Raw genomic sequence first — 13,555 nt, forward strand, 5'->3', positions numbered from 1 at the left:
TATGAAAGTTTTGCTAACTCTTATCTACAAAGCCAAGTTCAACACATTAAAGGGGATAAAAAAATGAAAAAATTAATGACCATGACCATGATTCTGATTTCAGTCCTTATGATATCAATCTTCTGTACAGGATGTGAAAGTACAAGCAAAAAGGAGAGCAATCAACCCATAAAGGAGAGCAATCAACCCATAAAGGAACAGTCCGTTTCGATCCCTAATGGAAGCCATAATGTTCCCGGTATATTGGTAAGCCCGCCAGGAGCAACAAAGGATAAACCAGCTCCTGTGGTATTGCTGTTGCATGGTACGGGTGGAAATAAAAATGAACTTGGAGATATCTATAAACGACTTGCTGCTCAATTGGCATCAATAGGATATGCATCTTTGCGGATTGACTTTGCAGGAGGCGGGGATAGTTCCCAACCCTATGTTGAGAATAATTTCGATGATTCAGTCGCGGATGCTCTGAAATCGGTCGAATTCCTCGCTAATTATACGGGAATAGATAATAATCGAATCGGTGTGTTGGGTTACAGCCAAGGAGGACGAATAGCGCAAGTAGTAGCAGCCCGGGCACCAGAAGTAAAAGCACTTGCAACCTGGTCATCCGCGCCGTCAAATGGTGCAAAAGACTTAGAGATTTTGTTCGAATATGCCGAAGAAGCCTATGCGAAAGGTTCGGCTATAGTGACGATGCCATGGGGTACTCAATTAGAATTTGGTGAAAAATTTTTTACAGCGATGGAAAATTCTCGTGCTCTTGATGAGGTTGCCAAATATAAAGGCCCATTGCTCGCAATTGGAGGTTCGGAAGATCCTGTCGTTTCACCGCTATTGGCAAGGGAATTGGTGCAACATGCTGGAAGTACCGATGCGACTCTGCGTATTATTGAAGGTGCAGATCATGGTTTCAAAATATTCGCTGATAACGAATTAAATCCTGATCAATCCATTGCAGAAGAACTTTTAAAGATAACAACGGAATGGTTTGCTGAAAAACTGTAACAATCATGAAAAAATAGTTGGACAGGACGCTATTCCTGCCCAACTATTTTTTTGTTGTTATATAGCCTCTTGAAGGAATTCTAATAAACTACCTAAACCTTCAAGATCGTGTTTAATACTGAAGCTCGTACGAGATGATTTACCTTTATCTAAAAATGCCTGCACCTGACTTTCTCCTTTTGGTACATCCAGACCAATGACTGGATTTATACTTTATCTTCTCCTAAAAATGCAATATCAGTCGGTATCCCCTAAGACTTCTTGTAATGTCATAGGTTCGCTTGTTAAACGGGATCTTTGTCTCAACCAGCCTGAAGCATGTTTATACAAGTAGGGGGTGAACAGATTAACTAACGGGATTAATTTCCCACGGTTGCGACGTTCTACCCCGACTACCGTTATCATAAGACCATATAATACGAATGTGGCAGATTAGTTTGTGAAGAAATGTACTTAAAGTAACGGGTGCTTTAGTTGAAGAACAGGAGATCGTCAGAGACGGTCTTTTTTATTTGCCTAAAGCCCAAGACAGATTGGATATTTATTCATTAGAGGGGAAAAGCGAATCAACCAAAAGCCCGTCAAATCAACGATGTATATTCGATGAATAAAAGCAAGATGGACGAAAAGAAGAAGAAGTTAAAGTTGGTAAGGGTTGGTTCGTGGGGGCTAACTTCCTAGTCGTGAGCGTTATGTCAACCTAGGGTGTATACGCGATACAATCCAGCTAGCATTTGAATTGATGTTTTTCGGATGGATCATCCAGTTTCTTCATCAACTAATAATGCAATAATGCAAGTTAAGTTAAAGAAGGACTATCCCCCTTTAATAGAGAATTGATAATGGGGAAAAACTAAATAGAAAAAGGTGCCGTCATGGCTTAAGGAGGGACGCTTAGGAGATGGGAATCATGCTGGAAGGAAAGATAATCAAATTCTATCGCGAACAACAAGAAATGAAGCAAAAGGACCTAGGGGAAGGAATTTCCTCCAGTACTCATATCAGTAAAATAGAACGGGGGCTTACAGAAGTATCGGATGAAACTATTCTATTATTATCTCAAAGACTAGGAATTGATATGGAAAGGGAAGTGTTAAATTACAGGAGGGTGGAATCCTTATTAAAGGAGTGGCATGATGCCATTGTGAAGGAACTGCAGACAAAGGCGGATAGTATAAAAAGGCAGCTTGATGGAATTAACCTTTTATATATTCAGGATTTTTATCGATCCTACACCCTTGTGCTCACCAGATACTACTTGTCTATTGGCGAGTTTACATCAGCGCAGGCTCTAATAGAGGAGATGGATGTTTGGACAGGTTTATCTAATTATGAGGAAAATATGTTGTTGCACATAAAGGGGATTTTCCATCTGACCGTGAAGTTTGACTATGTCAGTGCCATCTCTTTTCTAGGTCAAATCAGTCTGGAGCAATACTCCAATCAGGAATATTATTACGACTTGGCTGTTGCCTATAGTTCGCTTAATTCTCGCGTCCTAGCTTTTTTTAATGCGAATAAGGCACTGGCCTTCTTCACCAAAATTCGCAGCTTCTCCCGTATCATTAAAGCTGAAATGCTGATGCTCATCCAGCTCGAGCAATCAAATGATTACCGTTTTCTAAGCAGTGAATATCATAGATTGATAGATATGACAGGGGATTATGGGCTCGATCATCAAAAAGCGATGCTGCATCATAACCTCGGCTATCTGAATTTGCGGCACGGCTATTTCAAGCAGGCTGCTAAATATTACCAAAAGTCGATGGATGCACGCAATTCCTCCATGCCCAAGTATGTCGGCTCGCTGGAGGGGTACATAAACGCTTTGACGAAAGAAGGGAAGACGCCAAAGGAAAAGCTTCTAAAGCTTGTAGAAGAGGGACTTGTGTTATGCAGGAATTTTTCGGACGCCACCTTTCATCATCTCTTTACGATGCATTATCACTCCATTCTAGGTGAGGATGACCAGTATTATCACTATCTGGAGAACAAGGCATTTCCCCACTTTGACAAAATGGGCTATATAATGGCGAAAGAGTTTTATGCGGTAAAATTATTTGACTACTATATGTCCAACAATGATATGGCCAATGCTAATCGTTTTGCTGGAGAAATTGTGGAGAAGTTCAGAACAAATAATCAGTTTGTTTGATGGAGAGGTTACGTTTTTGTGGCTGAAGCTTTAAGTTTTGGTCAGAAAATGGGCTTGTAAAGAGGAAAAAACGCTCTGTTTTTATGTTTTTTGCATTGTTCGGGGGTAAAAAGAATGTATGTGCTTCCTTCTGAGCTAGGATGGAGTTCTCAAAATACCCTATTCTAACATATAGGCACCTTATCCTAACAAACCCAATCATTCATCTAACAAATCAATTTTTCACATCCGCCACACCTAACTAACCAAAAGAAAAGACGCCTGCTTTCTCTATATAAAGCAGGCATCTTCCATTAAAACTATTTTAATCCGTAAGCCTTGATGATCTCTTGGGTAATTTTGTTTCCTTCATCATCCCAAGCGCTTGCTCTGAGTGAAACGGATTTTGCGTTTATCGGATTTCCAATGGTTGCGGCATAAGCGTCGCCATCTTTTGTAAGCTTCACTTTTTTCCACGCTTTGCCCTCATTGAATGAAACTTCCAAAGTGGCATCCTTCACGTTTCCGTATCCTACTGCACCTTCCACTTTACCGACAGACAGCTCAAGGTTAGTAGGACGGTTTGCCAATGCATCCCCATTTACATCGGTGTCCACCTTGTAATCCAGAGTTAGGAATGGAAGATCGTATCTCCAATCCTCTGATGCTTCCGTCCAGAAGGTCCATTCAGTATGAGTGCGGACCGACGTATTCCAGCGATCTGCGTCACGTTCTGCGTCCGTAACAAAGCGGAATTGCGTACGTTCTTTTGGTGCGACATCTGTTGCATAGAGCGCTTGGGCTTTACCTTCCTTCACTAATGTATCACCCTTGTACAATTTAGATGTCTGATTTTTTACAGATATATTATATTCGGTACCGCCTGTGTTTCCTGTTCCTGCATCGGCCCAAGCAGGAACATTGATCATTAGATGATTGCCTTGGCGCTCAGGAGCCCAGTAACCTTGACCCAAGCTTGGACGGACAACTGGAGAGAACCAGTTCTCTGTTAATTTTTGGCCTTTTGTGTAAGTGGCCAATGGTTGACGGATCTCCCATGTCGCATCTAAGACTTTTGCCTGGTGATACCAGCCTGTGTCCTCTATTGCCGAAACATACTCCGTTCGGGCTCTTGGTAATGATATCTTATACAGGAAGCCTACAGCCCCAAATGTATGCGGACGCAAGTCGTATCGGAATTCTCCACCTGCTGTTTCAATATGGGAATTGTAGCGACTGTCGATTGTCGCTAGGTCTTTATTCTCCGGTGCATAGGTTAAATCCTTTGGTATAGAACCTTTATGGACATCCATAAGATCATATAGATATGGAGAATCGATTGTTCCTTCTACTTGCAGTTTTACATCTCCTGAACGTACAGCTTTTACAAGCTTGTCGCCTTCTTTTTTGCTGATACCAGCAACGGCAATCGGGTTTTCTGTATACTCTGGAGTACCAGCATATTTACTAAATTCTTTATCCTCATTGTTAACGATGATCAGTAGCTTTGCCCCGGCAGCAGCAGCAGCAGAAGCTTGTTGAGAAGGGGGTACTTCATCATTTCGATCGACCATAACAGCTTTACCTTTTGCTTTTAGGCGGTCGAAGTCAGCTGAACTGCCTTTTCCGGCATAGACAGTGGATAAGTTATACTTTCCATCCAATAATGCACTTCCGGCAAATGGAATATCATCCAGTTCCTTTCCATTAAAGTTAATGGTCAGAAGTGGTTTTGTTAGGCGCCAGCGAGTAAGCTGCTCAAAATATCCGTTTTTGACTTCTTTTGTTGGAACAGCGTACATCTTATCAATCCAAACCGGCATCAAATAGAGACTAGTCAGGGGCATATCACCAATTGTTCGGTGATATTCCATACGTTGGTAAGTTGCCTCTGTTTTCTTCGGTACCTCTACCGATATTTCTTTTGCTTTTCTTGCATCGAGTTCCACTGTTTTTGGTCCATTCAGGTTCACTTCCGGGTCACCTACAAGGGCTACACCAGCGTGGTCTGTGTTCACGTCCACATCCATTAGAGACATGGCCGAATAGGTGCCTGGTGGCAGGCGAAGTTCTGATGAACCATTGACAGCATAAACCCACGGCTCCATTTTCTCGCTGGATATTGCCACATATGCAAGTCCAGCAGAGCCGTCACGGTCAGTTGCATTTAGTGTAAGAGTATAACGTTCCTCTTCCTTGACCATCGCCATAGTTGTGTGTACAACGGCTTTTCCGTTTGCTTTTGCTGTTAAAAATCCTTGATAACGGGAGCCTGTTTCAGCAAGTGTGGAATCAAGTGTTACGTTCATGTCCGCTGTGCCATTGGCTGGAACAGTGATGGTATTTTCAGAAAGGTTTAACATACCAGATGGAGCTTCTTTACCCTTTGCATTTGTAAATGTCGCTTCCAACTCTACTGTGATGTCTTCGTCACTATCATTTGTATAGGTAACGACTTTTTCAACAGGGGCTGCTTGATCATGAGGCCATTTAAAGAAGCCGAATGATATGGAGCTAGTTGCTCTCAGCTTTGTTTCCAAGGCTGCAGCTATATCAACCCGTCCTGTTCCCACCTGATAAGGCTGGTAACCTTCAAGCTTCGTTGTTGTGTTCATTAATGCTTCTTTTAAAGCTTTTCCGTCCCATTCTGGATGTTTTTCGGCAAGGATAGCTGCTGCACCTGCGACATGTGGTGAAGCCATGGATGTACCATCTTTTCTAGAGTAATATCCACTGCCAGATGTAAATTGGGAACGGGCTGCAACAATACCTACACCAGGAGCAGATAAGTCAGGTTTTAGACCCATATCGCCATAGCGAGGCCCCATTGAAGAGAACCATGCAAGCCGATCCGATTTGTCCACAGCCCCGATAGTTAAAGCGGAATCTGCAGCACCAGGAGAGCCGATAGAGCCTTCTGCTCCATTGTTACCGGCAGCGATAACAAATAGTGTTCCATTCTCTTCACTAAGTCTATTTACAGCTTGAGACATAGGGTCTGTGCCATCACCTGGCTCGCTAGTTCCAAGACTCATATTGACAATCTTTGCATTCTCAGATGCCCATTCCATTCCATCAATAATCCAAGAATCTTGTCCAAATCCTTGATCACTCAATACTTTCCCTACCAGTAAGCGTGCATCAGGAGCAACGCCTTTGGATTTTCCATCAGCTGCACCTGTTCCAAGCACAGTGGAGGCAACGTGTGTTCCATGACCATTTCCGTCATTCACTTCTTCGCCAGGTACAAAGCTCACCGCTTCGTCCAATTGATCGACAAGGTCCGGGTGGCCAGGGTCAATTCCGGAGTCAAGTACGGCAACCTTGACGCCTTCACCTGTAAAGCCTGCTTCCCATGCTGTGTGTGCTCCAATTTGAGGGACACTTTGATGAAGGGCTGCTTCTACACGGCCATCCAGCCAAATTTTTTCTACTCCATATTTAAAGAGCGAAGATTTTTCAGGTTCTTTATTGTCCCTTTGAACTGTGACATCTTCCCAGAATGTTTCCGCTTTCATTTTGTCGGTAGTAAGTGCGGCACCATTAATACTTTCCAACTCCCGAACCTTCATCGATCCTTTTGGAGCAATGTTTTTGGAGTAAGATTTAGCCTTTGTCTCTTCGTATTCGACGATAACCGGCAACCCTGTCTGATTCTTGTCATCATACCCATATTCAATCAATTTCGTAATATTAAATAAGTCCTTATCCAGTTTTCCTGCTGCCAGGTAAGGCATGGTAGAGTTCGGGAATACGAAAGTATCCTCACCAAAGGTCAGGACCCTGACTCCATCCCCATCCTTATTAGCTGGCTCTACATTGATGATATATTTCCCGTTTTTAAGGGTAGAAACTTTTACGACATCACCAGTAATGAGCGTAATTACGTGATCACCGGTCTCATTATTACTCATTGCAACAGTTGATTTATCCAATACCGTCCCATTCCTAGATTCTCCAAGTGCGTTCACTTGAGAAATGGAGCCTGATAGCATAGAAGCGGCAATCGATCCAACTAGAAGCGTCTTCATGGTTAGCTTTTTCATTTACATTCTCCTATTCCATAAGGTAATTAGCGGATAATGCTAAGCTGAGAAAAATCATGGTGAGGTAAAAATAAGAAGTTATTCAGTCCCAAAAAGATTGCTGAAGTAGACTACTAGAATCAGAGCTTGTCTTCACCTCCTTAAAGGTTTGGTTCTATTTCTGTAGAAGCTTCTATCTTATGGTAGTAAGTTCTCTAGATGAGGTAAATAAATTGGGAGGATTAGTTGAATTGTATAGTCATACAATATTATTGACAAATGGGGTTTTGAGAGGGACCTAAGAACTATATTAGAAGAAGGAAATCTACAAATATTAGCTGAAACAACCGAAGGGATAAACCGAAATGTCTAAAAAAGGGGAAAGGAATTGGGGTTTTAATTAGTATAATCTAAGAAAAATAACAAACCTTTATTGGACTGTGCGGATTGAGTTTAGCAAACATTGTGAAACCAAAAGGGGAAGCAATCATTTTCTGCGCTGACTCTGGATGATAAGTCCAAATGTTTACTGTAGAAGTTTGCAAAGATTGAACTTTCATTAAGCAACATCTCAGCAGGCCATTTGTTTCGATGACGAAGGGGTCTTCTTTAAGAAATTTATCTAAAAAGAAAGTAAATTAACGGGTGCTTTACTTCAATAAGGAGTAAAGCCTTTTTCTTCTTCAACTAACGGGACTGGTTAGTTCAATGAGAATTTTTCATTTATTGGAACTATTTGGGTTAAATAACGTAATAATTATAAAGGATTAAATTAAGGAGGATAACCCTTGAACAAATTCGGTGTTATCTCATTGCTAATGTTTATTAGTAGTATTATTGCTTTTTATATTTTGAGAGGACCTAATGCTGATATATATGTTGGTATAAAAATTTTTAGTGTTCTATCAATTATTGGGATTGTGTTTGCATTTATGTCAGGAAACAAGTTGTGGTTTTTTATCGGGGGGATTCTAAATATTTGTATGCTGGTGTTCACTTTTTTTCTATTACTCGCAATGGGTATAGGTGAGCCTTAAACTATCGGAATAAAATTAAAAGATGAAATGGTTGATATATTATTTACTTATACAGCTAATTTCTTATTGAACTAACGGGGCAGAATAGTTGAATAAGAAKATGTAATTTTGATTGATTATCAGCAGTWAAAWAAATTGAAAGGGGACGTATAAKTTTGATTGATTATTTTGAACGTAAAATTAGATTAAGGGAYTTTGAAGTGTGGGATGTTCGAATTGGCGACCAACATTATKCTTTAGCCATTTTAGATGAATTTCGMCCTGCCACATTTGATGATTTTGAAATTCCAGATTTAATTTATGAAGAAGATGACCAGCGTGCAAACTATGTCTCTGCTACATATTTCTCTGATGAAGCTGTTAAAGATGAACATAAAGAAWTACTRCGTGAATTTGCACAAATGCTTACAGAACACTTAGCATTGGCACATTGTGAAGTAATWATAAAGATTTATCAAGAGAACCCTGAWAAAGCGATAGAACTAATGATGTTAACGAAATATGGTTTTAAAGAATCAGATATACCATTAGATAAGTTATTGCATTTTAATCAAGAGTAGAGGCCTTTAGTTCTTATTCTACTAAAGGGGCAGGTTAGTTCAAAAAGAATATTGTCTTACAATAAGCAAATACTACCTTAAAATTAGGTAGGTGCTGGATGAGAAAGTTATCAATAATTTTTTTACTCTTGCTAATAAGTATAACAACGGTGTTATATGTAAATTGGGAAAGTTCAACAAAAGCAAAGTTTGCAGAGACAAATGAAAATATAGTATTTGCAACACTTAATGTCACAGTAAAAACGACTTTTAAACAACAAGATACACCAATTATGAACGCTCGAATCATTGTAATAAATTCATTAGGTGAGGTAATTGGAACAGAGTTAACAAATTCTGATGGAGAAGCAAAAATACCTGTTACTGTTTTTAAAGACCGTAGGTTCCCAATGAAAAACATGGGGGAAGTTACTGTCATAGCAGTTGCAAATGGATATAACGAGCATATCAACTTCAATGTTCCAATAAATGAATTTAACGATAATACAGCAAGAGTTTTTGTACCACTTTCGAATATAGACCCAGAAAGACGAAATGAACCGCAATTTCTCAACGGAAGTTTTCATCGTTTAACTGTTTATGAAATGCTTAATTACTATGCTGAAAAATTAGAGTTGAAGAGACAAAATATCAAAGAAGATTTGTATTCTCCAGCACCTTGGGGTCCTGAATTAAATTCACGATGAAAAAACCTTTTTCCTGGACCTTATTGAACTTACGGGTGCTTTAGTTTAAGTTTAACTGGCTGCTTAGGCAGCTTTTTTTATTGAACGAATGAGGCGGTTTAGTTGAATAAGAATACAAATAATATCCATGGATATAATACCTACAAAATAGGTTGAGTAGGTGATGATTTGAAGAAAATATCAATAATTTTAATCTTTTTTATTGTTATGACTACATCATTAATTACGTACGCTAATCGCCCAATAACACAATCTACACGAGACAGTGAAACAGTCGCTTCAGATGGTGAAATCACGCTAAAAGAAGCGATTAACATTGGGTTGCAGAGAGCAAAAGAATGGAATGTAAAAGCAACACTTACAACAGTAAACAGTGTGGATGAAAAGATGGGAGGCTCGAGAGGAGGAACAGGGAAACGCTTTAATTGGTTTATGAACTTTGTGGTTCCAGGTACGGATGATTATGTACTAATTGGTATCTCAGAAAAGAAAATTACGGTGTTTAGACCGAGTAAGCAATCTCAGGATCCAATAATACCCCACAATGAGATCAAGTTGGATAGCTCTGATGTTCTCCAACTAGCAAAGGATAAATACGGACTAAATCCAGGAAAAGATTGGGCAACAGGATATCATTTTACACTAGATAGTATCGATGGTATGCCCATTCTAACAGTGATTGGAAATGATCGAGATAGCCGTTTTACTCGAATTTCATTTAATGCCCAAAACGGTGATGTGGTCAGTGCCATTCATAAATTACCATACGGTGGAGGATTAATATCCAAACGTATTGGCACCGTTGACCTAACAAAAAAAGGGATTGCGATTACGGGGATTGTCGCTGGAAACAACAATTTAGTCGTATGGGGAGACAAAAAGCCAACACAATTTAGTACAACGAAGCAACCTTTTATTGAATGGAGCCATAACAATGGAGAAACATGGACCGAACTCCAAGCTAATAACTATGTCACACACGCGTGGTTTGATATAAATGATCAATTATTTGCAGCTACGGAAAAGGAATTATGGGCAGGTATTACATCAAACGGTAAAGGAACGAAAATTCTTTCATTAGACCACATGATTGAGAACATGGATTATTCAATCAACAACCATATAGCTGTGATATCAAATGGAAAGGTTTACTATACGACCAATCAAGGGGAGAGTTGGGAACAAGCTATTGTTCCTAAACCACTTTATATGGTTCAAATAACGGATAATGGTGATTTGGTAGGACTCACAGAAGAAAGGAAGATTTTGCGAAAGACAAATGATGAGTGGAACGAGATAACCATTCCGAATAGTAATGATATACCTCATGATATGAAAGTGATTAATAATAGGCTATTCATTACCACACAAAGTGGAATTTGGACCCGAAATCTTCAAGAGGGAAATTGGAGAAAAATTCAAGTTGATGAAATGGTAGTTAAACTTATTAAAAAAGGAGAGAAATTGTTCGGATACACACATAGAGGTGAAGCTATTTATTCCATCAACACGAAAGATGAAAGAAAATCTGAAAAAGTGTTTGATGCGAGGGATTCCATCGTTTTTGATGTGGATATCATGGAAAATACGTTATGGATTGCAACTATACCAGATTATTCGTGGGAAGAAATGACGATTCAGCAGCGATGATAAAAATTTCAAGTGTATCCATGAAAAAATATTGTAAAACATTTTACTTAAACTAAAGGTGCTTCATCTCAAGAAGGTAGTAAAGCATTTTTCCTTATTCAACTAACGGGTGCTTTAGTTAAAGATCATCGGGCTGTTTAAACAACCCTTTTTCTTTTCGAACTAACGAGGCAGATTAGTTGAAGGGTATGAGCTGTCTTAGAAAGCTCTATTTCTTATTGTTTATTTAATAAAATCAGTTGTAAATATAAAAAGGACATATTCATTTGAATAGGTCTTTTTTATTTCAAAGGCTCTGTTAAATTTAAATGTTGATTTTTATATTGTTAATATAGAAGTTCCCTAAAAAAATGTGATTTACGACGATAAAAGTAGGCTTTGTATGTTCGGATTCACAGAAAAAGCCAAGAAACGTTGATTTAACAGTGTTTCTTAGCTTTTTTGTATTCCCTAATTTTCAATTGGATTAATATTTTAATAAATCTGGTAAACCCCAAATCGAACAAACTGCGTACGAACTTAAAACTAAACCGATGCTGAAAGGTATAGATTTCTTGATATTTTCCTTTTTAAAAGAGATTTCATTGTATTCACTATAGGTAAAGATAAAATAAATAACAGCAGGTAAAAAGATTATCACCGCATACCAATGTTGTCGAAAAGTGAATGGAACATCAACGATAAATGCCGACGAACAAAGTAATAAACCTAGTAAAGTTCCTAGAGCATAACCTTTAATATATTTTTTCAAACTATTACATCCTTATAAATTTTTTACTGAACTGTATTATAACAAAAATTATCCCCAAGCGGTAGTTTGGGGATAATGCAAAACACTTTATCTTGAATTTAAAAAGACAATCAATTTATAAGGAACTATGTGATTATCTATTGAACCAATTAGAAGGACATTAACAAATATATGTTCTTCAACGAACGGGTGCTATAGTTTAAGATCATCGGGCTGCCTTATTCAATTAAAGGGGCAGATAAGTTGAACAAATTAACCTGAGAAAGGAGAAAAAATGGAATAGAATCAAAGAAAAATGATGGATAATGCCTTGAAAAAAATTGTGACACCGGTTTTAAGAAATCAAGAATTTAAAGGCTCGTTTCCTCACTTTAGACGGACAAATGAAAAGATTATAGATTTAATTACTATCCAATTCAACAGATGGGCTGGTTCATTTGTAGTTGAATTGGCAACGTGTCCAATAGAAGGTGTAAGTATGAGTTGGGGAGAAAAAATCCCACCTAACAAAGCAACTGCTCATCATCTAAACAATCGGTTTAGGTTAGGAGCAAAATCAGTTGATGAAGAAGGAATATGGTTTGATTATGAGGATGCAAAAACAGAAGACGATTTTGAGGAAACAGCTTCAAGTGTTGTGGGTTTATTAAATACATCAGACCGTTTTTGGATTTCTATGTTATTAAACTAATGTGGCAGGTTAGTTTAATAAGGATTGTTATAATGAAGAAAATGCATTGGAGGGAAATCACTTGGAAAATGAACAATGGGAAAAACAAATGTTAGAAGAATATGGCTGGTATATGGATGCAATTTACGCAGAAGAATACGATGAAATTCACGCTAATTATCACACTCACGGAGTTCAAGGAAACTTTAATCATATGGATTTTCAAATTGTGCTTAATATAGACCCTGAAGTTGCAAATGGGATTTTCTTTACCTTAACTGAGGACATAAGTAGTGGTAAAAGGTTTGAGGAAGGCGAAGAATACTCTGACATAATAGAAGGCTTTAAAGTGGCATTTAAACCGTATAAAGAAATGGGACGGGACGTGTTGAGAGTTCTTTTGCCTGATGAAGACGGAGTGCTTCCAACTGAAGAGAGTTGTGATGAATTTTATAAAACTCAGCTTGATGATTATGATTTTGATAGTATTGATTAAAAAGTTCTTATTCAACTAACGGGTGCTTTAGTTGAATAAGGACCACTAAAAAATGCTCAAACTTTTTTATGAAAAACGAAATAACTAATAACAAATTAAGAAGCCTTTTGATCAATCATTTACAAAATGGCTTCTTTTTGACTGTCGTGAAATATGGGTTTGCGAAGTGTTTTTGATCAAACTTTTTTAAAAAGCAGCATTAATGTAAATACGGGGTAAATATATAGAAAGGGCGAGCCAAACGAGGAAGAAGGAGACTTAGATATATTCTTTTCAAAGTAATCGTCCCACTCATTCGTCATAACGAAGCGTTTAAACGGATTCATGAATACTACACAACACGCCAACAAAATCCCTTGCGGGGTAAGCAGTCGATGGTGGTCCTGTGCGGTAAATTACTAAAAGTATTGCATGGTATTTGTAAAAAGAAAGTCCATTTTAATGAGCAATATATGATGAAGGATCTCTACTGTCTCGCAGAGACAGCGTAAACATTTCTTATCATCGAGACCTATAACCAGAAGGATGACACGGAGAAGCC

At 38.5% G+C, this 13,555-nt stretch carries 10 protein-coding genes and 2 pseudogenes; 9 read left to right on the forward strand and 3 right to left on the reverse strand.

The genetic code is table 11. The features are described 5' to 3' along the window. The first annotated feature begins 63 nt into the window (after positions 1–63). Positions 64–1,005 (forward strand): alpha/beta hydrolase family protein, encoded by a 942-nt coding sequence (locus tag AC1DSK_RS02015; protein ID WP_477546371.1) that lies wholly within the window; start codon positions 64–66, stop codon positions 1,003–1,005. Between the two features lie 69 nt (positions 1,006–1,074). Here the strand turns inward: AC1DSK_RS02015 and AC1DSK_RS02020 are convergent. Next, positions 1,075–1,215 (reverse strand): annotated as a pseudogene (locus AC1DSK_RS02020) (IS110 family transposase); the annotation flags it as partial. A gap of 700 nt (positions 1,216–1,915) precedes the next feature. Between AC1DSK_RS02020 and AC1DSK_RS02025 the strand changes: the two are divergent. Continuing rightward, positions 1,916–3,160, forward strand: coding sequence for a helix-turn-helix domain-containing protein (locus AC1DSK_RS02025; protein WP_477546372.1), 1,245 nt, complete (start codon positions 1,916–1,918; stop codon positions 3,158–3,160). Positions 3,161–3,459: 299 nt separating this feature from the next. Here AC1DSK_RS02025 and AC1DSK_RS02030 read toward each other — a convergent pair whose 3' ends face one another. Continuing rightward, on the reverse strand, positions 3,460–7,185 hold the full coding sequence (locus AC1DSK_RS02030) for a S8 family serine peptidase (RefSeq protein ID WP_477546373.1): 3,726 nt from the start codon (positions 7,183–7,185) through the stop codon (positions 3,460–3,462). Positions 7,186–7,982: 797 nt separating this feature from the next. On the opposite strand from AC1DSK_RS02030, the gene AC1DSK_RS02035 reads away from it, so the two are divergent. From AC1DSK_RS02035 to AC1DSK_RS02050, 4 genes are all read left to right on the forward strand, one after another. Beyond that, complete coding sequence (locus tag AC1DSK_RS02035) at positions 7,983–8,201, forward strand: hypothetical protein (protein WP_477533426.1); 219 nt, start codon at positions 7,983–7,985, stop codon at positions 8,199–8,201. A gap of 155 nt (positions 8,202–8,356) precedes the next feature. Beyond that, entirely contained in the window at positions 8,357–8,761 is a 405-nt protein-coding gene (locus AC1DSK_RS02040; RefSeq protein ID WP_477598021.1) for a hypothetical protein, read from the forward strand. A gap of 98 nt (positions 8,762–8,859) precedes the next feature. Then, positions 8,860–9,447 (forward strand): hypothetical protein, encoded by a 588-nt coding sequence (locus AC1DSK_RS02045; RefSeq protein WP_477548805.1) that lies wholly within the window; start codon positions 8,860–8,862, stop codon positions 9,445–9,447. A 168-nt stretch (positions 9,448–9,615) separates the two neighbouring features. Next, complete coding sequence (locus AC1DSK_RS02050) at positions 9,616–11,097, forward strand: WD40/YVTN/BNR-like repeat-containing protein (RefSeq protein ID WP_477598023.1); 1,482 nt, start codon at positions 9,616–9,618, stop codon at positions 11,095–11,097. A 466-nt stretch (positions 11,098–11,563) separates the two neighbouring features. Here the strand turns inward: AC1DSK_RS02050 and AC1DSK_RS02055 are convergent, their stop codons facing one another. After that, positions 11,564–11,848, reverse strand: coding sequence for a hypothetical protein (locus AC1DSK_RS02055; protein ID WP_477548807.1), 285 nt, complete (start codon positions 11,846–11,848; stop codon positions 11,564–11,566). A 310-nt stretch (positions 11,849–12,158) separates the two neighbouring features. On the opposite strand from AC1DSK_RS02055, the gene AC1DSK_RS02060 reads away from it, so the two are divergent. The 3 genes and pseudogenes from AC1DSK_RS02060 to AC1DSK_RS02070 form a co-directional block, all read left to right on the forward strand. Beyond that, on the forward strand, positions 12,159–12,539 hold the full coding sequence (locus tag AC1DSK_RS02060) for a DUF4304 domain-containing protein (protein ID WP_477598025.1): 381 nt from the start codon (positions 12,159–12,161) through the stop codon (positions 12,537–12,539). A gap of 61 nt (positions 12,540–12,600) precedes the next feature. Beyond that, positions 12,601–13,014: a DUF4262 domain-containing protein gene (locus AC1DSK_RS02065; RefSeq protein WP_477548809.1), complete on the forward strand. Its 414-nt coding sequence runs from the start codon at positions 12,601–12,603 to the stop codon at positions 13,012–13,014. A 236-nt stretch (positions 13,015–13,250) separates the two neighbouring features. Next, positions 13,251–13,505: pseudogene (locus tag AC1DSK_RS02070) on the forward strand (IS110 family RNA-guided transposase); the annotation flags it as partial. Between the last annotated feature and the right edge of the window lie 50 nt (positions 13,506–13,555).

It is taken from the genome of Paenisporosarcina sp. P4_B8, assembly GCF_056402175.1.

What these genes read in the sequence shown, in the direction of transcription:
- AC1DSK_RS02015 (WP_477546371.1), top strand. Translation starts at nt 64, where the DNA reads ATGAAAAAATTAATGACCATGACCATGATTCTGATTTCAGTCCTTATG.
- AC1DSK_RS02025 (WP_477546372.1), top strand. Translation starts at nt 1,916, where the DNA reads ATGCTGGAAGGAAAGATAATCAAATTCTATCGCGAACAACAAGAAATG.
- AC1DSK_RS02030 (WP_477546373.1), bottom strand. Translation starts at nt 7,185, where the DNA reads ATGAAAAAGCTAACCATGAAGACGCTTCTAGTTGGATCGATTGCCGCT.
- AC1DSK_RS02035 (WP_477533426.1), top strand. Translation starts at nt 7,983, where the DNA reads ATGTTTATTAGTAGTATTATTGCTTTTTATATTTTGAGAGGACCTAAT.
- AC1DSK_RS02045 (WP_477548805.1), top strand. Translation starts at nt 8,860, where the DNA reads ATGAGAAAGTTATCAATAATTTTTTTACTCTTGCTAATAAGTATAACA.